This window comes from Lysinibacillus halotolerans (assembly GCF_003711845.1).
In the GTDB taxonomy this organism is placed as follows: domain Bacteria; phylum Bacillota; class Bacilli; order Bacillales_A; family Planococcaceae; genus Ureibacillus; species Ureibacillus halotolerans.
Genome location: NZ_RHLQ01000054.1, coordinates 1 through 19750, shown reverse-complemented (window position 1 = coordinate 19750; position 19750 = coordinate 1). Strand labels below are relative to the sequence as shown.

General features: G+C 36.0%; 22 protein-coding genes, 1 pseudogene and 1 riboswitch. Of the genes and pseudogenes, 18 read left to right on the top strand and 5 right to left on the bottom strand.

Annotated elements, in window-relative coordinates:
* Both EC501_RS16030 and EC501_RS16025 read left to right on the top strand, forming a co-directional pair.
* The coding region (locus tag EC501_RS16030) for an IS3 family transposase (protein ID WP_148037833.1) at positions 1 to 218 on the top strand (218 nt) is incomplete at its 5' end.
* Positions 219 to 321: 103 nt separating this feature from the next.
* Positions 322 to 585, top strand: a pseudogene (locus EC501_RS16025) (TetR-like C-terminal domain-containing protein); the annotation flags it as partial.
* A gap of 54 nt (positions 586 to 639) precedes the next feature.
* On the opposite strand, the gene EC501_RS16020 reads toward EC501_RS16025, so the two are convergent.
* A complete protein-coding gene (locus EC501_RS16020; protein WP_122973353.1) occupies positions 640 to 1212 on the bottom strand; it encodes a GNAT family N-acetyltransferase in 573 nt (190 codons plus the stop codon).
* Between the two features lie 92 nt (positions 1213 to 1304).
* On the opposite strand from EC501_RS16020, the gene pdxR reads away from it, so the two are divergent.
* Together pdxR and EC501_RS16010 are read left to right on the top strand one after the other, a co-directional pair.
* The gene (gene pdxR, locus EC501_RS16015; protein WP_122973352.1) at positions 1305 to 2672 is read left to right on the top strand and encodes a MocR-like pyridoxine biosynthesis transcription factor PdxR; all 1368 of its coding nucleotides are present in this window, start codon (positions 1305 to 1307) and stop codon (positions 2670 to 2672) included.
* A gap of 353 nt (positions 2673 to 3025) precedes the next feature.
* Complete coding sequence (locus EC501_RS16010) at positions 3026 to 4090, top strand: HEPN domain-containing protein (protein ID WP_122973351.1); 1065 nt, start codon at positions 3026 to 3028, stop codon at positions 4088 to 4090.
* Positions 4091 to 4109: 19 nt separating this feature from the next.
* Here EC501_RS16010 and EC501_RS16005 read toward each other — a convergent pair whose 3' ends face one another.
* Positions 4110 to 5837, bottom strand: a complete 1728-nt coding sequence (locus EC501_RS16005) for a trypsin-like peptidase domain-containing protein (protein ID WP_122973350.1) — start codon at positions 5835 to 5837, stop codon at positions 4110 to 4112.
* Between the two features lie 345 nt (positions 5838 to 6182).
* Positions 6183 to 6282, top strand: a riboswitch (TPP riboswitch).
* 112 nt (positions 6283 to 6394) lie between these two features.
* On the opposite strand from EC501_RS16005, the gene tenA reads away from it, so the two are divergent.
* The 6 genes from tenA to EC501_RS15975 all read left to right on the top strand — a co-directional run bounded on the left by tenA (position 6395) and on the right by EC501_RS15975 (position 11555).
* Positions 6395 to 7081 (top strand): thiaminase II, encoded by a 687-nt coding sequence (gene tenA, locus EC501_RS16000; protein WP_122973349.1) that lies wholly within the window; start codon positions 6395 to 6397, stop codon positions 7079 to 7081.
* Positions 7078 to 7674 carry an ECF transporter S component gene (locus EC501_RS15995; protein WP_122973348.1) on the top strand — a complete coding sequence of 199 codons (597 nt, stop codon included), beginning with the start codon at positions 7078 to 7080 and terminating at the stop codon, positions 7672 to 7674. The genes tenA and EC501_RS15995 overlap by 4 nt, the downstream gene beginning before the upstream one ends.
* A complete protein-coding gene (locus EC501_RS15990) occupies positions 7652 to 9241 on the top strand; it encodes an ABC transporter ATP-binding protein (protein ID WP_122973347.1) in 1590 nt (529 codons plus the stop codon). Before EC501_RS15995 ends, EC501_RS15990 begins: the two co-directional genes overlap by 23 nt.
* Positions 9238 to 9972, top strand: coding sequence for an energy-coupling factor transporter transmembrane component T family protein (locus EC501_RS15985; RefSeq protein ID WP_122973346.1), 735 nt, complete (start codon positions 9238 to 9240; stop codon positions 9970 to 9972). The genes EC501_RS15990 and EC501_RS15985 overlap by 4 nt, the downstream gene beginning before the upstream one ends.
* A 141-nt stretch (positions 9973 to 10113) precedes the next feature.
* A complete protein-coding gene (locus EC501_RS15980) occupies positions 10114 to 11136 on the top strand; it encodes a lipocalin family protein (protein ID WP_277749726.1) in 1023 nt (340 codons plus the stop codon).
* A gap of 140 nt (positions 11137 to 11276) precedes the next feature.
* Positions 11277 to 11555 carry a DUF2564 family protein gene (locus EC501_RS15975; RefSeq protein WP_122973344.1) on the top strand — a complete coding sequence of 93 codons (279 nt, stop codon included), beginning with the start codon at positions 11277 to 11279 and terminating at the stop codon, positions 11553 to 11555.
* Between the two features lie 513 nt (positions 11556 to 12068).
* Here the strand turns inward: EC501_RS15975 and EC501_RS15970 are convergent.
* Positions 12069 to 12572 (bottom strand): DinB family protein, encoded by a 504-nt coding sequence (locus EC501_RS15970; RefSeq protein WP_122973343.1) that lies wholly within the window; start codon positions 12570 to 12572, stop codon positions 12069 to 12071.
* Between the two features lie 98 nt (positions 12573 to 12670).
* On the opposite strand from EC501_RS15970, the gene EC501_RS15965 reads away from it, so the two are divergent.
* Both EC501_RS15965 and EC501_RS18665 read left to right on the top strand, forming a co-directional pair.
* Complete coding sequence (locus tag EC501_RS15965) at positions 12671 to 13639, top strand: helix-turn-helix transcriptional regulator (protein ID WP_122973342.1); 969 nt, start codon at positions 12671 to 12673, stop codon at positions 13637 to 13639.
* Positions 13640 to 13734: 95 nt separating this feature from the next.
* Positions 13735 to 14319: a hypothetical protein gene (locus EC501_RS18665; RefSeq protein ID WP_241559377.1), complete on the top strand. Its 585-nt coding sequence runs from the start codon at positions 13735 to 13737 to the stop codon at positions 14317 to 14319.
* 50 nt (positions 14320 to 14369) lie between these two features.
* Here the strand turns inward: EC501_RS18665 and EC501_RS15955 are convergent, their stop codons facing one another.
* Positions 14370 to 15092 carry a class I SAM-dependent methyltransferase gene (locus EC501_RS15955; protein WP_241559376.1) on the bottom strand — a complete coding sequence of 241 codons (723 nt, stop codon included), beginning with the start codon at positions 15090 to 15092 and terminating at the stop codon, positions 14370 to 14372.
* Positions 15093 to 15367: 275 nt separating this feature from the next.
* Here EC501_RS15955 and EC501_RS15950 point away from each other — a divergent pair, with 275 nt between their 5' ends.
* From EC501_RS15950 to EC501_RS15925, 6 genes are all read left to right on the top strand, one after another.
* Complete coding sequence (locus EC501_RS15950) at positions 15368 to 15688, top strand: aminotransferase yhxA (RefSeq protein WP_122973341.1); 321 nt, start codon at positions 15368 to 15370, stop codon at positions 15686 to 15688.
* Positions 15689 to 15731: 43 nt separating this feature from the next.
* The gene (locus EC501_RS15945; RefSeq protein ID WP_122973340.1) at positions 15732 to 16130 is read left to right on the top strand and encodes a DUF350 domain-containing protein; all 399 of its coding nucleotides are present in this window, start codon (positions 15732 to 15734) and stop codon (positions 16128 to 16130) included.
* 18 nt (positions 16131 to 16148) lie between these two features.
* Positions 16149 to 16610 carry an RNA helicase gene (locus EC501_RS15940; protein WP_122973339.1) on the top strand — a complete coding sequence of 154 codons (462 nt, stop codon included), beginning with the start codon at positions 16149 to 16151 and terminating at the stop codon, positions 16608 to 16610.
* Entirely contained in the window at positions 16607 to 17845 is a 1239-nt protein-coding gene (locus tag EC501_RS15935; protein WP_122973338.1) for a glutathionylspermidine synthase family protein, read from the top strand. Before EC501_RS15940 ends, EC501_RS15935 begins: the two co-directional genes overlap by 4 nt.
* A gap of 5 nt (positions 17846 to 17850) precedes the next feature.
* Positions 17851 to 18879: an ion channel gene (locus tag EC501_RS15930; protein ID WP_122973337.1), complete on the top strand. Its 1029-nt coding sequence runs from the start codon at positions 17851 to 17853 to the stop codon at positions 18877 to 18879.
* 128 nt (positions 18880 to 19007) lie between these two features.
* Positions 19008 to 19556: a hypothetical protein gene (locus EC501_RS15925; RefSeq protein WP_122973336.1), complete on the top strand. Its 549-nt coding sequence runs from the start codon at positions 19008 to 19010 to the stop codon at positions 19554 to 19556.
* A 76-nt stretch (positions 19557 to 19632) separates the two neighbouring features.
* Here the strand turns inward: EC501_RS15925 and EC501_RS15920 are convergent.
* On the bottom strand, positions 19633 to 19750 hold a 118-nt coding region (locus EC501_RS15920), incomplete at its 5' end, for an IS3 family transposase (RefSeq protein WP_148037832.1).

The window sequence follows — 19750 nt, the reverse complement described above, 5'->3', positions numbered from 1 at the left end:
CTCGTAAAGCAACATGCGCAGACAACGCGGCCATGGAGAACTTCTTTAGCTTATTAAAACAGGAAATGTATTATGGAGAACAATTAATCTCTTACGAAACATTACAAAAGAAAATAAAAGAATATATCAATTATTATAATAATGTTCGTATAAAACAAAAATTGGCCGGCATGAGTCCAGTAAATTACCGAAAACATGCCAGCCAATTAGCTGCATAATAATAACTCTAACTTTAAGGGGTCACTACCTTGTGGAATAACTAAAATCCTATATTTATAACCCCGTTCTTATTTAGAGCGGGGTTATGCAAAGAGAGATCCACTATTTGAAGAAAAATTAAGAAACACGATTATAGACAATATGTTTCGGAATATCTCTAATATACCGAATATGTCAAACCTTAACATTCCGTTAGAGGTAATGACACAATTCATTTCTTCAGCTCATTTAGGTGTTATACGATATTGGTTAAATACAGATATGAAGCAAACCCCAGAAGAGATTTCCTCGATGTTAGTTCAAATGATATTAAAAGGACCTTTGGAAGCGAGTGGGCTAATCAAGAATATAATGGAGCAAAAATGAAGTTTTTTAGAGAAGACAAGCCTACTCTTTAATCTTGAGTAGGCTCGTTAAAGGTTATTTTAACAATTGTTGTTCAAATCTTTCTTTCACACTGTTCCACTCTTCTTGAATAATGCTGTACATGACTGTATGGCGAATCGTTCCTTCTTTACGAATCATATGATTGCGTAAAATGCCTTCTTTTACAGCACCTAACCGTTCAATCGCTTTTTGGGAACGAACATTTTCGTGTCCTGTTTTAATTTGAATCCGCTGCATGCCCAATTGTTCGAAGCCGTATTGTAGTAATAAATATTTACAGTTTGTGTTGATGTTTGTTCGCCACACCCTCGGATTTAGCCAAGTAGAGCCAATTTCTAAACGTTTATGTTGAAAAGAGATGTCCATATAAGACGTTGCCCCGACAATTTGTTGGGAGCTCTGGTCAATAATGACAAACACAAAATCGGTTTCGGCCTCCCGTTTTTTTATCCCGTCTACCACGTATTTCATTACGCTTTCTTTACTCAATAATTCCACCGGCATATGCTCCCAAATACGGGGGTCTGATGCGGCAGAAAGAATCCCGTCCATATGTGAAGGATTAATAGGTTCTAGTTTGACGATGTCATTTTGTAATATTTCCATTTTTCATCACTCCTTGTATTTATTAAATACTAGCTTTGATATGATAGAAATAACCAAAAAAGGTTTATTAAACAATACCAAGGAGCGTCAAAATGGAACTACAAATTATTTTTTCAACCGATGAACCGAAGTATATGACCATTTATAAGCAAATTAAAAAACAAGTATTAACGAACGTCATCCATGCCCACGAACAGTTACCGCCAAAACGACTGTTGGCAAATCAACTAAATGTCAGTATACAAACGGTTCAAACGGCTTATGAACAACTTATTAGTGAGGGCTTTATTTATACAATTGAACGAAACGGTTATTATGTCTCTGAAGTGGAATTTCCTTATTCCTTTGAAGATTCCTTTGAGCCTATAGTAGAAATTGAAGAGAATGAAAATCCGACGATTAGTTTTCGGAACGGCCAAGTGGATGCTTCCCATTTTCCATTTTCCGTTTGGACAAAGTATGTAAAGGAACATTTTCAATCGAACATGATGCCAAATGCTAAGTGGCAAGGGGAAGCAATGTTACGAAATCAAATTGCCCGTTACATACGGAAGGCGAGGGGGATCCATTGCCAGCCAAAACAAATTTTTATTTTTAACGGTACCCAACAACAATTAAAAGTGTTAAGCCAATTTTTAAAACCAACCGCTGTCGGAATTGAAAATCCTGGCTTCCATCGAGTTTACTATACGTGGAAACAGTCCCAGCTTGAACCAACCCTTGTCCCGGTCGATGAACAAGGTTGTATGGTCCCGACCGTTCCGCTAAATTTGCTTTATACAACACCTGCTCATCAATTTCCAAAGGGAACCATTATGTCCATCACAAGAAAAGGTGAATTGTTACAGTGGGCCGCTACTCATCAAAGTTATATTATTGAAGATGACTATGACGCAGAATTCCGTTATAAAGGAAATCCGATTCCACCATTAGCCCAATTAGATTATCAAGACCGGGTCATTTATTTCGGTTCTTTTTCTAAAACAATGATTCCTTCTATACGGGTGAGTTATATCATTTTGCCTATGCATTTAGTGGATTCCTTCGAACAGTTTATGCAATTTGACAAATCGATGGTATCCAGATTGGATCAAGTAGTGCTCGCCCATTTTATGAAAGATGGGCATTTTGAAAAGCATATCGCGAAAATGCGAAAACTTTACAGTGAGAAACGACAACATTTAATCGATGAAATTAAAAATCGACTAGGCGATGAGTTTATAATTACAGGTGATGATGCGGGGTTACATATTGTTTTACACTTACCCGATTATTTAACGGAACAACAAGCTTTGCAAAAGGCGAAATCAGTAGGGGTAACCGTTGATGCCTATTCCCAATTTCAATTTGATCGAACAGGGGAAACGTCGAATAAAGTTGTTATCGGCTATGGCACCTTGTCGTTGGAACAAATTACGCAAGGTATTGCCGCTATATCTACTGTTTGGAAATCCAAATAAATAAGAAAATCTCATCTGTATGAAGCAGGTGAGATTTTTCATGTTATTCTTTCGTTGGCCTTTGAAATAAGTATATTTGGCGGGCAATATATTCTGAACTTAAGTGAATCCCGAACTTTAACCACCACATTTTTATGTATTCGAAGGGGGACATTTATACAAATCTTTTTTTTAGTCAAAGTAAAGAAATAAACTGAGGTTTATTGTAAAAAATTTATATGGCTAATTAGTTAAATACTCTGACTAATTTATTATTAATTTTCTTTGTTTTTATAATTTTATTAAAAGTTTGAGCTAATAAAAAATAAGAGTGTATCATATTAAGTATCTTAGTTAAGGGGGAAAACAATATAATGAGAAAAACGGAATTTACTATTTATTTGGATATTAAGTCTACTATTAATAGCCCAGAGTATAAAAAATTTCAATATGATGCGATTGATGAATTATGTAAAGAAGCGAATTCTTTAACTATACCTATAGAGTATTATGGTGATACTAGATTTCGCATTAAAAAGATACTTAAAGATGACATTGAAAAAGAAAGTTTGTTGAAAGAGATACAAACAAAAAATATATATGGAATTAGTAACACTAAAGATTTTTTAAAAAACGAACTATTAAAGTTTAATTGTGAGATAACTGTTCCAAATACAATACCTCAAAAGATAAAAGATTCTTGGTCTGATGAAGATAAGGAAATTTTCGGGGAAATGGATGAGGAAGAATTTAACCTTTCTTATATATATGAAATTATAAAAAAACGAGTTAATGATTTGCTTTTTGCCTTAAACTTAGCAAAGGTAGGCGCACTTTCGGTAAATAAATATCTTATTTTTCAAGATGATAATAAGAATATAATGGGTGGAAAAAATTTTGATTATAAGAGTTTTTACAATGCTAAGTTAAAAGGTATTTATTGGGGTTATCCTCAAATAAGCGAAATGAGTATTAAAAAAACTTGGGAATGGTTAATTTCTTTTAATGATTATCTATTGGGTTTTAGTAATTGTTCCACATCACGGGCTTTAATAAACTTATGCGAAATTTCTAGAGAAGATGAAAATATGAAACTTTTTAGAGCTGTTATGGGGTTAGAGGCTATATATACTAAAGGTAACGGAAATTTACAAGAGCAAGTAAGACAAAAAAGCCAGGCTGTTTTAGGAGAACAGCAAAAATTTAAAAAATTATATAATAATATGTATAATATTAGATCGAAATTTATACACGGTGAGCTTAATTTTGTGAGTAGAAATCATTTAGACATTTCCAATAAATCAGTTGAATATAATGAGAATTTGAGAGACTCGATAGATTTCGCCATATTAATATTAATAGCGTCTATACAAGAGTTAATAAAAAGGGGATGGCAAGGATATAATTTTAGTTACATAGTTGATAATCAAACACTTTAATTAAGAAAACCATACTGACTTATAATTTTTTATCAGTATGGTTTTTGTATACCTCAATAGCATATTTAATAGGAATAAATTCAGGTGGGACTATGCCTCTATCAGTAAATCCTTTAGTTGCTATTCCAATAACTTCATTTTTATAATTTAATACTGGTCCTCCACTATTACCAGCAAAGATTTTGGCGTCTATTTCATAAGTAGAAATATTTTTATTCTTGATTTTTCTAATTATTTTACCTTTATCACTTCTAAATTCTGAACCAGTAGTATGATTTGGAAAACCTAATAATGTTATAGAGTCATTTATATTAAATCGTTTATTATATTTGAAACCACTATCTACTAAATCAGGGTATTTAGGTTTAAGAATAGCTATATCTTTTTCCTTATCGTAAGCTATAATTTTCGCATGATATTTATATTGTTTCCCATTTGATTCAGTAAAATATTCTAAATAATATTCTTTGCAAAAAGTTAGTTTTTTTTCTAATACTTCTTCTATAATAAGTGATACTACGTGATAGTTTGTAACTATACCAATATCTTTTAGATAAAAACCAGAACCTTGTCCATAACATACCGAATCTATTTCAAAATTACCATTCTTAATAAAGTCTCGATCAACAAAGTATTGAGGGTCATCTAAAGAATTCAATGGATAAATTACAAGAGTATTCCTTTTAAAGAAGTTATTGGAGGAGTCTAATACTTTTATTGCTGGTATAGATAGACTATATAATTCTAAAAGTTCATTGAATTTTCTCATGAAATCTAAAAAATTAGAGTCATTATAGCCTTTTACGTGAGATATATGAATAATATGTCCCTTAAGAATATTGAAAATACGATATTTTGTTTCTTCTATATTATTGTTAGTAATATTATAAAATTCACAAAACTTCCCTATTGGAATATCAGGTTCATCAACATATTTTTTAAAAGAATATAGAATGGCCCTTATTCTTTTTATGTATCTACGATTTAAATTAATTTTTTTATTTACTGTAATTCCTGTAACTTCTTGATGCATATATTTAGATTGAAGCCTTGTTTTGTTCAAGTTTACTTTAAATCCGTGTTTTTCAATTAGGTTAGTTAAATGATTAGAAAGGACTATATTACCATTAATATCTTCTGCTAAAATTTTAGGGAAATCCTTTTTTTTGCATGAGAATGTTATATCATCAGCATATCTACTATAATATGTTAGTTTTAAGCTTTTAGCTAATTCTGTTAAATCTTTGTCTAAACTTTTGCAAATAACATTAGAGATTATAGGAGATGTGGGAGCACCTTGAGGTAAAAATCCATCAGGATGACAACAAATATGAGCTAATACTGTTGAAATATTCGGCCTAACTTTAAAATACCTTTGAAACATATTATTTACTCGTTTAATTGAGATACTCTCAAAGAAATTATTTAAATCTAAGTTCAATACGAAATTTTTACCTATATGGTTATATGCATTGGTAATAAAATCTTTCCCATTAATAAAACCATGAGCTTTATAATGGGGATTAAAGTTCTGTTCGATTAATTTTTTAATTTTTAATTGTATAACTAACAAATCTTTAGTAGGTGAATAAATAGAGCGTAAGGAATTATCTTTTTTAGGAATTTCAAAACATTGATATCTATTAGGATCATTTATTACTTTTGAAAGATAACCCGTAGTAACTTCTAAATAGTCTGCTAAATCTTGATAATTTTTAATATCTGAGATATGAAAAATCAAAGACAAGTGAAATTACACCTCTTGTAAAATAATTGGGACAACTCTTCCAAGTACCTAAAGTGAGCGGCCATAACCGTATATAAACAAGTATGCAACCTTACACAGCGAGGCTGGTGCTAACATTACAAAATTAAGTAGCGGTAACAACTACTATAAAATCAGTTGTCCCATATTACTATTATATCAGAAAATTTATTAATAGTTTACTATAAAAATACCATATATAAATAATAATATTAAAATACAAGTAATTTTGTCCTATAGTCCCTTCGGATTAAATTGTACGTTGTGGGAAAAAATTGAATTGACATTTTAAAAAAGCGGATGTAGAGTGAAGATTAAATTAATAGGAAAGACCACTAGGGGAGCCATTTTGGCTGAGACAGAGTAATCTGGACCCTTTGAACCTGATCTAGTTCATACTAGCGTAGGAAAGTGGAGTCCGTGCATGGGTATGTTTACAATTATTCTGCCGCTCCATTTTTTGGAGCGGTTTTTTTGTTGTTAAAGGAAAATGGCTCCAATGAACGTCTTCCGATTAAAACGAATAAGGAGGAATGAAAATGAGTTTTTCAACAGAACTTAGGAGAGAAGCAACGCCTATCTTTAACGCAATTTTTGAACATCCTTTCGTACAAGGAATCGCAAAGGGAGATTTAAAAAGGGAACAATTAATCCATTATGTCAAACAAGATTTTGAGTATTTAAGTTCCTTTATAAGAATCTATGGAATTGCTATTTCAAAGTGCGAGAATCGTGAAGATATGGCCATGTTTAATCAGCAAATAGCATTTATTCTAAACAGTGAAACCCATCCACACCAAAACTTTTGTCAAATCGCAGGTGTTGCATACGAAGATTTACAAGGATACCCGTTATCGCCATCTGCCCATCAATATATTCGTCATATGCTGACCGTTGCCCATGAAGGAACGTTAGGCGAAATTTTAGCTGTTTTATTGCCTTGTCCTTGGACTTACTGGGAAATAGGGAAGAAATTATTAAATGACGTAAAACTAGATCGATTCCATCCATTTTACGAATGGATTCATTTCTACGGTAGCCGTACGGATTCCATTACGACAAAATTCTGTGAACGTCTAGATACATGGGCGTTAAATGCAACAGAGAAAGAAAAGGAAAAGATGCGAAATCACTTTTTACTAAGTTGTCAGCTTGAATATATGTTTTGGGATATGGCTTATCAACTAGAAGAATGGCCTGTGAAAATGGAGGCTATCAAAGAATGAAGTGGAAGATGAAAGAAGTTGTACTTGCCGTTATTTTATCGGTAGCTTGTGGGGTTATTTATTTAGGCTGGTCGACCCTTTGGATTCCGATTTCCGCCCTTGTCGGACCAGTTGGTGCAAGTTTTATGTTCGGAATTTGGGTAATTGCTAGCCCAATCGTTGCTTATATCATCCGTAAACCGGGTGCAGCCTTTATCGCAGAGGTTGCTGCAGCGGCTGTTGAATTACTAACGGGTAGTCACTTTGGTTTATCTGCTCTATTAGTAGGCGTTTTCCAAGGGATTGGTTCCGAAATCGCCTTTGCACTATTTCGATATAAACGTTACAACCTCTTCACTTTGATGCTCTCAGGTGCTTTAGCCGGGGTTATAGGAATGGTTTATAACTTATTGGCAAATGGTTTTGGCTATTACACTGCGGGTGTATTTTATACAACATTAGCCATTCATATTATTAGTGGAGCAATCCTCGGCGGATGGTTAGGGAAAGTGGTAGTAGACGCCTTAGCAAAAACAGGGGTATTAGAACAATATGAAATTATGAAACAAACAAGAAAAAAGGACGAGATCAATGGAAACGTTTCTAGGATGTAAAAAATTGTTTATTCGATTTTATAATCGTTCTGAACAATCGCTCCAAAATATGACGCTGTCCATAAATAAAGGGGAAAAAGTATTAATCCTTGGACCTAGCGGGAGTGGAAAATCGACCTTGATTTCCGCCCTTGCCGGTATTATTCCTGAACATATTGAAGCAGAAGTAAGTGGTGAAGTATTTTCCAGAAAAAATGTCGGTGTGATGTTCCAAGATCCGGATTCCCAATTTTGCATGTTGCATGTAGATGAAGAAATTGCCTTTAGTCTCGAAAATCGATCCATTCCTCGAAATGAAATGGATAAAATGATTGCCGACTTAATGGTTCATGTCGGATTGAATGTAGATAAGAGAACACCGATTGAAACATTATCAGGTGGCATGAAGCAGCGATTGGCTTTGGCTTGTTTACTAGCATTAGAACCCGAAGTATTGTTTTTTGATGAACCAACAGCTCAACTCGATCCGAAAGGTAGGCAGGAAATATTTGATTTACTGCACCAACTATCGAAAAAAACAAACCAAACGATGGTCTTTGTTGAACATGTATTAGATGGTTGTATCGAGTGGATGGACCGGGTCATTTTGTTAAATGATCGTGGAGCTGTGATAGCTGACGGAAAACCAATAGAAATTCTACAAAACTTCCAAAAAGAAATGGAAGAAGCGGGGATATGGCGACCAAGAGTTTTTCCAGAAAAGTGGGTGGAAGTTGTGGAGAATACATCCCATCCTTTATCTATTAAACTATCAAACATACTAGAGTCGAAGTCATTAGAAAAATTAAAAGAAGTCGATAAACAGGAGCTAGTAATCCATACAGAAAAAGTGGACATTGGCTATGGGAAGAAGACGATTGTAAGCGACATTAATGTGAAAATACGTAAAGGAGAATGGGTATCCATCATAGGGCAAAACGGAAGTGGAAAAAGTACGTTCTTAAAAAGTATGATCGGCTTAGAACCAATAAAAAAAGGACAACTTTACTTTCAAAATAAGGAATTAAATAAATGGTCAGACCGCGAATTATATGAAAAAGCTGGCTTCGTTTTTCAAAATCCAGAACTTCAATTTATAACGGATACCGTCTATGACGAAATTGCCTTTGGTGGCCGACAAAGAAATTGGCCAAAGGATTTAATTGAAACAAAAACATTGCAATTATTAAAGGAATTTGGATTGGAAAGATATCGCGACGCTCACCCTTTTACATTAAGTTTAGGGCAAAAACGTCGATTAAGTGTGGCGACAATGTTATTGTTCGATCAAATTTTACTATTACTCGATGAGCCTACTTTTGGCCAAGATGAAAAAACGGCGAATGAACTGATTCGGTGTCTAAAGGAAAGGCAGGAACTAGGAACAACCATTATGATGGTGACGCACGATATGGATTTAGTTGATCACTATTCGGATCAAGTCATTCTCTTTAACGAAGGAAAAGTCATGTATCAAGGGCCACCGAATGGGTTATTTTCTAATGAGAAAATGGTACAGGAATGTAGGTTAATCCCACCACTTCATTACCAATTGATGCATGAAAGAAGGGGGCTTGTTTTTGTATGAAGCCGAACGATTCATTCCTCGCTTCTTTAAATCCTAGTTGTAAGTTATTTACGCACATTTTTGTTATGTTTCTCTTAATGACAATTTCAAATCCAAAAGTGACTTTATTCATATGGATCCTCGGTGTATTCGTTGGCATCTTTTTGGGTGGTTGGAGAATTGCCTATCTTTTCAAAAGGCTTGTCCCATACCTTGGATTTTCCATCCTTGTTTTTTGGATGATGGCGGCATTTGGTGAAGGGGAAACAACGATTTGGAAATGGGCTTGGTTCCATGTAACAGAGGAGAGTGTAACAAATGGCTTAACGATTGCATTAAGAACGTTAGGCTTTGTCACTTATGGATTATTATTTACTTCTACAACCGATTTAACGTTGTTCATTATGAGTTTGATTCATCAATGTAAGCTTTCACCAAAATGCGCGTACGGGTTATTAGCAGGGTTTCGATTTATCCCGCTCTTTCAATCGGAATTAAATCAAATGAGGACAGCTCATAAAGTGAGAGGATACAAACAAAAAAATAGTTGGAAAGCGTTTATGCGGTATTCCATCCCGCTGTTTAGCCAAGGAATACGAAAGGCAGAGCGAATTGCCATTGCAATGGAAGCCCGTGGATTTACAGGGACAAAAGAGAGAACGTATTATCAAACGACTCAAGTAGTTACGAAAGACTGGGCTTATTTATGTTCATTATTAATCGTTGTATTAGCGTTGATGATGGTGGAGTGATGATTTAGATTAATGGTCGCAAGCTGATTCGGAAGTGCATATCTTACTGAAAAACAGTAGGGTGTGTGACTAAATTTGAAGAAGAACTTTTCTCATGAAGTTTCCCTTCCTGAAGATACAGCTCCTCATTTATTTTCAAATGTGGAATGGTGGTACTTTTTTGCTTATCTTACGGGGGAGAAAGGAGGCAGATATGCGACTATGGCTTCCTTTTTTCGAATTGGAGAGACCGAGTTAAATAAAGGGCATTATTTAATTTTTTCTTTAATAGATCTGAATAAAGAAATACAGTATAACTACTCCCAAATCGACTCAACATTAAAGTGGAATTTAAAGGCCTTATATCTTCCTTTGTATTTACTACTTCGACCAAGTGATAAGCGCATTTGGAAATTGCAAAAAAGCTTTTTGAAAGGGAAAATTCCTTCACCCCATACGCAAATGAAAAAAGTGAGAATTAAACATAACCCAACCGAGTTAATGTATGGAGACCATCAATTAACGTTTTCAGGTGAAAAGGAAGATCGTTTTAACGTACAACTAGTCGATAAAAAAATTGAAATCGATTTACATTTTACACCTTTAAAATCCGTTGCTCTAATCGGCGAAGATGCCAAACCAGATGAGTTATACTATTACTCCTTTACGAAAAACGAAGTTCAAGGACAGATTCGTACGGAACAAGGTACAGAAAGGGTAACGGGTCAAGGTTGGTTTGATCATCAATGGGGATGGGATTATGCATTATTAAAAGGAAATGAAGGATGGAATTGGTTTGGTCTGCAATTAAGTGATGGCCGTGAGTTGTTATTAAATGAAATGCATTCCAGTGGGGAGAAAACCTTTTCCCCGATGGCTAATTTAATTGAACGGGACGGAACATTGCGTTTTTCAAGAAATGTGGACTTTCAACAAATGAAACATTGGCAAAGTCTACAAACGAAAGGGAAATACCCAATTGAATGGAAGATTCTCATCCCTGATTTTTCAATGGAATTAAACGTAAAGGCCGCTTTTCCTAACCAAGAAATGCCGATTATCGGACCGCTTCAAGCTATATGGGAAGGAGCTTGTATTGTAAAGGGTCAGGAAATTTTAGCGAATGGAAAGAGAAAAAATATTTATGGGAAAGGCTTTATGGAATTAGTCGGATATGCGAATTAAATATTCTTTGTTGTATTGTTAGTATTGCTCCATAACAAAAAGTTATGTCCAACATTTGTAGCTTTCCTTCGTACATATTTTGTAGCCAAAATTCAATACTAAAGTGGAAACAAAAATTGGCGTAGGAAGGGAAGAGGCATATGGCGAAGCATTCAGATACAAGTTGGAAACAGGATCATCCAAGTACGTTATTCGGCAACTCAGTTCAAAAGGCTGATCGTGCGGTGAAGCAAGCGATGTCCCACCCAGAGGAAATAGCAGTGGAGCATGCTTTCAATTCCATTGCCCACGCAGAAAATGCATTTTCCAATGCTGTCCAACATGAAGAACATATGGATATGATTGAAGCAAATAAACAGCATTTAGACAAAGTGAAACAACAATTACGTGAAGTGGAAGAAATTGTGGAAGAAAAGTAAATGGTAATCCGAATTCATACAGCTAATTGGCAACTAAAATGCCAATTAGCTGATTTTCATAACTCATTTATTTTCAATAAAACTTCTTTTTGCTCCTATCGCAAATTGAATATCCTTTGTAAAATCATCTATTAGAAATTCACCGCATTAAAGCCAACCTTTAACATAGGTTAATAAACCGATAAGCGCACCAATACTAGCTGCCGGAAAGACATAAAGAGCTAGCTGTAAGTCCTTTTTTTCCTTCTTATTTTCTGTAAGCATACTTTCACCTCCGTGTAATTATTCCTTAAGTGAATAATACCATAATAGCCATTATTAGGTCGTATATAGAACACAAGTAACTAACTGTGTATTTGTCCGTCATTAAATGTTCTTCCGGCATCCTTACATATTAAGATTTCAGTGAATAAGATAAAAGAATCTGTTTAAGGCGATGGAACAAGATTTATTTCCAAAGAGCTAAAATAAATTAAAACATTTCTCCAAAATTTGAATGTCTCCTTAAAACTTTTAAAGAGGTGGACTTTCCACACCGAATTGAACCCAATCTTCCTTTGGCGGACCGTACACGCCGAACGGTATAATGCCAGCTTGGCGCATGAGCACAGTCATTTGGCCGCGATGATGAATAATATGTTTGATTAATCCCATTAAAATTTGGGCATTGGATTCTTCTCTACCAAAGGCAATTTGTTGTTTCTTCAAATCTTCGTCTGTCCATTGTTCCTCTATTACTTTTACCGCATCTGCACTAGTTTTTTGAAACGTTTTAGCCATAACACTTGCGGATGTCGGCATTTGTTCTTTGTTTTCTACCTCATCGATTTTCAACCCAAATTCAGATAAGTACTCCGGTATTGTCGTCGTTAAATGCCATGCAATCCTTCCTAAAGTACGACCTTCTGCATATACTTTTTGGTTTAATGATGAATCCGTTAAACCTTCCAACACTTTTTGCGTTAACACCGCTTCCTTATTCCATTCCTTTATAAAATCTGCAACGGTACCATACATGTTTCATTCCTCCAATATCATATATTTTCTGTATCTATTGGCGATTATAAACTACAATGGTGACAACGAATGTCACTGTTTATTATTTGGAGGTATCCATGTCTAAAGCGAAAAGGTTAAATGAACTCATGATGATGGTGAATCGAAAGAAAAGGTTTACGGTAGGAGAGTTGGCGCAAGAGTTTGGCGTGTCCAAAAGAACCATTTTACGTGATATGCAGGAATTAAGTGAAATGGGGGTTCCTTTATATTCTGAACCAGGTCCCCATGGTGGCTATCAAGTATTAAATGAAAGAATTCTTCCTCCAATTGCCTTTAATGAAAATGAAGTGATTTCCATTTTTTATGCTATCCATGCATTAAGACATTACATTTCCCTTCCTTTTGATACGGAGTATGAATCGATTAAAAAGAAATTTTATTTAAATCTTTCTGGGGATGTCCGGGATAAAATTGACCAAATGAAAGACCGTGTTGATTTTTACGCGATTACCCAGCAGGAAGAAGTGCCATTTTTAAAACGACTATTGGAGGCCGCTATCGAACAGAAGGTTATTAACATCGATTATGAAACGAGCGAAAAAAGCAGTAACCGAAGTATTCAACCGATTGGTATTTATGCGAAAGATGGAAAATGGTACTGCCCTGCTTATTGTTTTTTAAGAAATAACTATCGTGTTTTCAGATGTGACCGAATTAAACAGGTGAAATTGGATGAACAAACGCCACCTATTAACTTATCGGACATTCATTTAAAGAATCGTTTTCATTTAATCGATAAAAATAAAGTGACCTATCCATTACATGTGGAATTAACGAACAATGGAATCGAAAAGTTTAAAAAGGTGAGCTATCCGGGTGTTTTCCTACACGTAAGCGATGATGGGTCTGGTTATTTGATGGGGGAAATATCCGAGGAAGATTTGCAGTTCTTTGCAAATTATTTTATCGATTATGGGAAAGAGGCATTGATAAAAGGTCCGTCTGTATTAATTGAATGTATGAAAGAAAAGCTACATGAGATTTTAATACAATATACGGATTCATCATTAGGATTTTTACCATGAATAAAAATGCTCAAAATAGTCTCCAAAAGTCTAGGTAATGGAAACGTTTAGCCATATACTAATTTTAAAGTTTAACCCTGATAGGGGGTGAATTAATGCCATTTTATCCGCCCAATCCTAGACGTAGACAACAGCCAATGATGAATAGACAGGGTTTTGGACCTTCCAATCCAGCAAGAGGGCAAGAACGACAACTCTATGAACCAAATCAAGGAAGACATGAGCCACCTTACATGAATCAGTATGATGGAGGAGAGCAACCCTTTTATCCTTATCATGGGGAAGAGCAAGCATTCTTTAACCCATTTCAAGGAAGAGGCGAGCCATCGTACTTTGACCCAAACATGGAAGAACCATACTTCAATCCTTATGAAGGAGGAGAGCCTCCGTTCTTCAATCCTTTTCAAGGAGGGGGGCAACCATTTCCGAATCAAGGACGGGGAGGGCAACAGTTGTTTAACCAAGCTCAAGGAAGACCACAGCCTGGTGCCTTTAACCGGAATCAAGGAAGACCACAGCAACCGCCCTTTAACGCAAACCAACAACCCCGACCTGGTTTTTTCACAAGATTGCCCGATAATATTAATAAAATCTATGGCCATGTCGGAACGATTCGGAACGGGGTTGATATGGTAAGGCAATTAGGAGCGTTTCTTAATGCCTTTAGAGGACCTAGATAACACACATACATCTTGCGCACATCAATGATCGTTGATGTGCTTTTTGCATTTTATCCCTTCGTACAAGTAAAAATACGGTAATCCAAAACCCCTTGGTATTTAAAGACCATATCGAAATGCTGTTCCATTATTTCGAACGTTTCAGGTTCGATCGACTCGGAGAAATGATAGTCTTCTAAAATGGCATTGTCTTGTTGTTTGGAAGGATGTGGATGAATTTGGATAGATTGAAATCCAGTTTGCTCCAATAAATCAATCCAATCCTTTTCCGTTAAAATGGATTGAAATTCATAAAATTGTTGAAGATCTGCTTCTTCCGTTTCATCAAGGGGACGATTTAACGTCATTTCAATCGCAATGAAGCGTCCTCCAGTCTTTAATAAACGGTGAATTTCTTTAAGGGCAGTTGATGCATTGATAAATGATAGTACTGATTCAGAGAGGACAAGGTCAAATTGAGCGTCCTGTAATGGGGCTTTTTCGATAGAACTTTGAAGGATCTCAACGGGTAACTGATCCTTTTCGATTCTTTTTTTCGCCTTTTCCACCATCATTGGGTGGATGTCAATGCCTGTTACTTTTGCGCCATATCGAGAGCCTAGGTAAGCTGCCGTTTGCCCCGTACCACACCCTACATCTAAGACATGGGATGTTTGACTAATTGACTCATTCTTTAAAACTTCCATTGTCAGACTAAGCCCACCAGGATGTGCTCCTCCAACTCCGAGTTGGGATAGAAAATCTAAATACTTGGAACTTTTTATTTGAACCACCTACTTCCTTCATCTTAGTTGTAGTTTATGTTGTGCGCATTCGATGGTTTCTTCAAAGTATATGATAATGTTCAATATTTCCTCAAAAAATAAAAGGCGTAAATCCGATTTATTTCCTATTTCCTTCCAACTTTGTAAGCACTACAATGGTAAAGGTTCATTCGATTTTTGAGCATAAATAGGTAGGGAAAATCGTATTGTATGACGACCATCGAGCGAGAAATTGAATCCTTTTACAAAATTGCTCGTAAATGTAAAAGAAAAGAGGTGAAGAGATGGGGAAAACGAGAAAGGTAATGGTAGGTGTTACATCTACCGCACTGACGCTTGGGTTGGCTGGATGTGGTTCAAATACTGCAGAAGGGTCTCCTCCTGATGACCAATACTGTAATGATTGGGAATGGGATAACGACGATGGTGTATGGGAATGTGATGACAGACATTCTAGCTATTATGGTCATTATTACTACGGCGGTACTTATTACAAAGATAAAAACTCCCTGTTAAAAAGTTCAAGCTTTAAAAGCTCAAAAAGTAGTTCCTCTGTGAAGAAGAGCTCAGGCTTTGGCAGTGGATCGAAAAGTTTCGGGGGTTAAGAACCCACTTTATGAAAAGGGAAGATAAAAAGGGAGGTACACAATGAATTTATATCTTAATTTTGCATCGTATGTAGGGGTTTCCTTACTGCTACTGATCGTAGGAGTTGTTTTATTTACGATCAGTACACCGAAGTTAAAAGAATTTCGTTTAATTGCTGAAAAAAATGTGACGGCGGCGATGTCCCTTGGAGGTAAAATTTTTGGTTTAGCGATCGTTTTAGGCGCGGCAGCACAATATTCGGTTTCTTTGCTTGATATGTTGCTTTGGGGAGCAATCGGAATTGTCGCTCAAATTATCGTCTTTATTTTAGCGGAAGTAATAACGATTCGTTTTAGTATCCATCAAGCAATTGAAGAGGATAATCGAGCAGTAGGAACGATGTTATTATCTTTATCGTTAGCCGTTGGTTGGATTATTGCCAACTGTTTATCTTACTAGTTAGGGTGGGGAAGGACAATGAAAGCATTAACTTACTATCTCGATAAAGGAAATGGCCATTATGAGCCATTCTATGAATATACGACAGCCAATGTTGGAATCGATGAATTTTACGCGAGGCAGTTATGTACGTACTTTATTTTAAGAGGAACCCAATACGAACTCACTTCCAATGAAATGCTTGGGGAAGAAGAGATTTTAGTCATTAAAGAAATCGGCAGAAACTACCCAGGAGAAGACGAAAGAAGTTTTCGTGGCATGGGCGTCCATATCGAGTTTCGCAGCCCTGATGAACGGAACAATTTCCCGTTATTATCCCGCATTCCTTGTCCTTCCCACTTCGATGTCCTTCGCTACCTTGTAAAGGATGTCGTCGATGTACCTGGCATCGGACAAAAGCTTGTAACCTCTACGGAAATTGACGAGGACCGGGGAGTTTATGTCATATACGTCAAGGATGTAGGAGAGGGAGTAGAGTGAGGGAGTCAAATGATTATCATACAAAACGCCAACAATTTTATCGAAATATAGATGGTTTTTGGGCTGACCTGTACGGAGAGGAATATGCCCTATATGATATAAAGCTTTTAAAGGAAGAAGAAGTAACCCGTATCCGCCAAATTAGCGAACGGATTGGGACGATTTTTTTTAAAAGTGCTTCCTTGCTTCGAAATGTGCCCGATGAAACATTACTCGAAATGGGCTTCCCAAAGGAAACGATCTCCTTTTTAAGATTAAAAACGATTCCAGCTGAGAGTGTCATTTCTCGGCTGGATTTAATTCCTTATGGAGACAGTTATAAATGTATCGAAATTAATGCGGATACGCCGACATTCATTAAAGAGTTATTTTCGATTAATGGGTTCGTTTGTAGCGACTTTGGCGTGGCCAATCCGAATGAAGGAATGGAAGTTCTTTTAAGAAAAGCGGTTCGACATAGTATTAATGAAAGTATTGCCCATCCATCTCCTCATATTGTATTTACAGCCCACGAGGACAACATTGAGGATAGGGAAACGGTACTGTTTCTTCAAAGGGGAGTGCCATCTTCTAAATTCACCCCCCTTCATCAGCTACAAATTCAAAGGGGAGTCGGTCTCTTTGATGAAGATGGGGTGAAAATCGATCTTCTTTACCGCCAAACTTTCCCGATTGAAAGTTTAATAACGGACGAAGACGATGAAGGTAACCCGATTGGTCAATGGTTGTTGGAGTTGGTAGAGGAAGGGAAACTGATGATTATTAATCCTCCATCTGCCTTTTTACTACAAAATAAAGCAGTTCAAGCAATTATTTGGGGTCTGCATGAAGAGCGCCACCCTTTCTATACAGATGAAGAACATGAGTGGATAGAAGAATACTTTCTTCCGACTTATTTGGAGGCGGATCCATTGCTAGAAAAGGGAATTCCCTTCGTGAAAAAGCCGTCCTTTGGAAGGGAAGGTGACACGGTAGAAATTTTTAATGGGGATGGTCAACTTGTACATCAAGATGCCCAAAGATCTTATTCGGAATTTTTACCGGTCTATCAGCAATTTATCGAACACCCAACGGTAACTTTTCAAAGTGAAAAGGGTGTCCAACAAGGTCAGCTTCTACTTGGAAGCTTTTTATTAAATGGAAAATCATCTGCAATAGGCTATAGAGTAGGGGGAACGATTACAAATAATCTTTCCTATTACTTGCCTGTTGGACTTTTAAAGGGAGGAGGGTAAGGAGTATGTGGATTTTACATAAAATTTTCTCAAAAATATCAAAGATTTCCCTCCTACAAGCTGCCCTTTTAACGGTCGCTCTCATTTTAATTAGTAGTATTACGATGAGACTTGTTGAGCCGGAAACGTTCCCGCGATTGATTGATGCTTTGTGGTGGACGATGACGACCCTTGTAACGGTAGGTTATGGCGATTATTTTCCGGAGAGTGACTTTGGAAGACTGTTTACGATGATTCTCCTTTATACAGTTGGTATCGGTGGAATGGGGATTATTATCGGAAAAGTGTTTGAAAGCTTTAGCACATATCGAAGAATGAAGGAGGAGGGGCGATTGAGTTATTCAGGAAAGGATCATTATATTTTGATTAGGTCGTCAAAAGAGAAACTAGAAAATGTCGTAGAAGAAATTGTAAGCGGTGGCTATAAAGGGGATGTGGTCATTATTGATCATGCTGAGCGCTGCCCGATTGAATACGACAAAGTTCATTTTATAAGTGGCAATCCGGCTGAAGAAGAAGTTCTCATGAAGGCCAATATTCTGGAAGCAAAATCCGTCGCCATCTTTTCCGATGATCAACAAAATTTTGCCGAATATGCCGATGGAAAAACGTTACTTACCGCTTCCAGGGTGGAACATATCGCGAAAAAGTATGATAAAAATATTTATACAATTGTAGAAGTAAAGAAAGATAAACATATTGCCTTATTCGAACATGCCAATGTGGATGAATTCATCCTGTCCAACGATTCAGTTTCCCGACTGATGGCACAAGCAGCCCTTCATCACGGTTCGAGTAAGTTATTTAAGCAAATTTTAAGCAATACCGACGGGGAGAATCTTTATGAAATTAACGCCAAACCTGAATGGAAAACATATCGGGATGCATCTATTGAATTGTTTGATATGGGTGCCATTTTAATTTCAGAAGGGAGCTCCTTAGACATTGCCCGCCGCCATCATGAGGAAATTCCAAAGGGTGCGAAATTATTTATCATCTGTGATGAGGGAACTTACAAAAAGATAGTAGGGTAATAGTGTCATATATTGGTATATAATATAGGAAAGCCTCATTATTGGTGGGGCTTTAATTTATTTAGGCAAACTATTTTCAATACATAATCTTCTAAAGTGCATTTCTATTGATATATGAGGAGGTTAAAATGTTATCGAGAGCTGAAAGGATTAAAAGGGAGAAAGTAGAGAACCGTAAACATTTACTAAGTCTTCCAATAGTATTTTTATCTTTAATTGTCAGTATCGTAATTTATCTATCATCGCTGTTTTTATGGGTTAAAGCTATTGAAGGAACAACTTATAGTGGGGTTTTGGAATCGATTATTCAAATTAATATGATAGCAGTTGGTTTATTTATCGCTTTAGGTTGTTTGAATTTGAAGTTTATGACCGTTATTATCAGGTCATTGCTTAAATTATTATTTATGATATGGGTTGTACTGATGGTTCAATTTTCGCCTATGGCACAAAATATGTGGTTAATCATCCTTCCGTTTTTCTTTGTCTATCTGGAAGTGTTATTAGACATACATGGTGGTCTTCTACAAATGAAGTTTTCAAAAATAAAGTTTATGAGTGTCGACTTTTTAAAAAATCATTCCGTTGCCATTTCAATCATTATTTTAGCAGTTATTAATGTGGTCTTATCTTATTTTATCGATGATCTTTTAGAGACAATAACCGTGTTCGGATAAAGAATTTTTACATCTTGATTAAAAATCTAATGACAATGGGTACTGACCATCATTTTTGAGACAATAAGAAAACACCCTACTTTACAGTTAGTTGACGGTATTTAACCGGCGATTGGCTGTTTAGTTTCGTTTGAATACGGATATTGTTATAATATTTTATATAGTTTTCGACGATTTGGATCACATGCGCATTC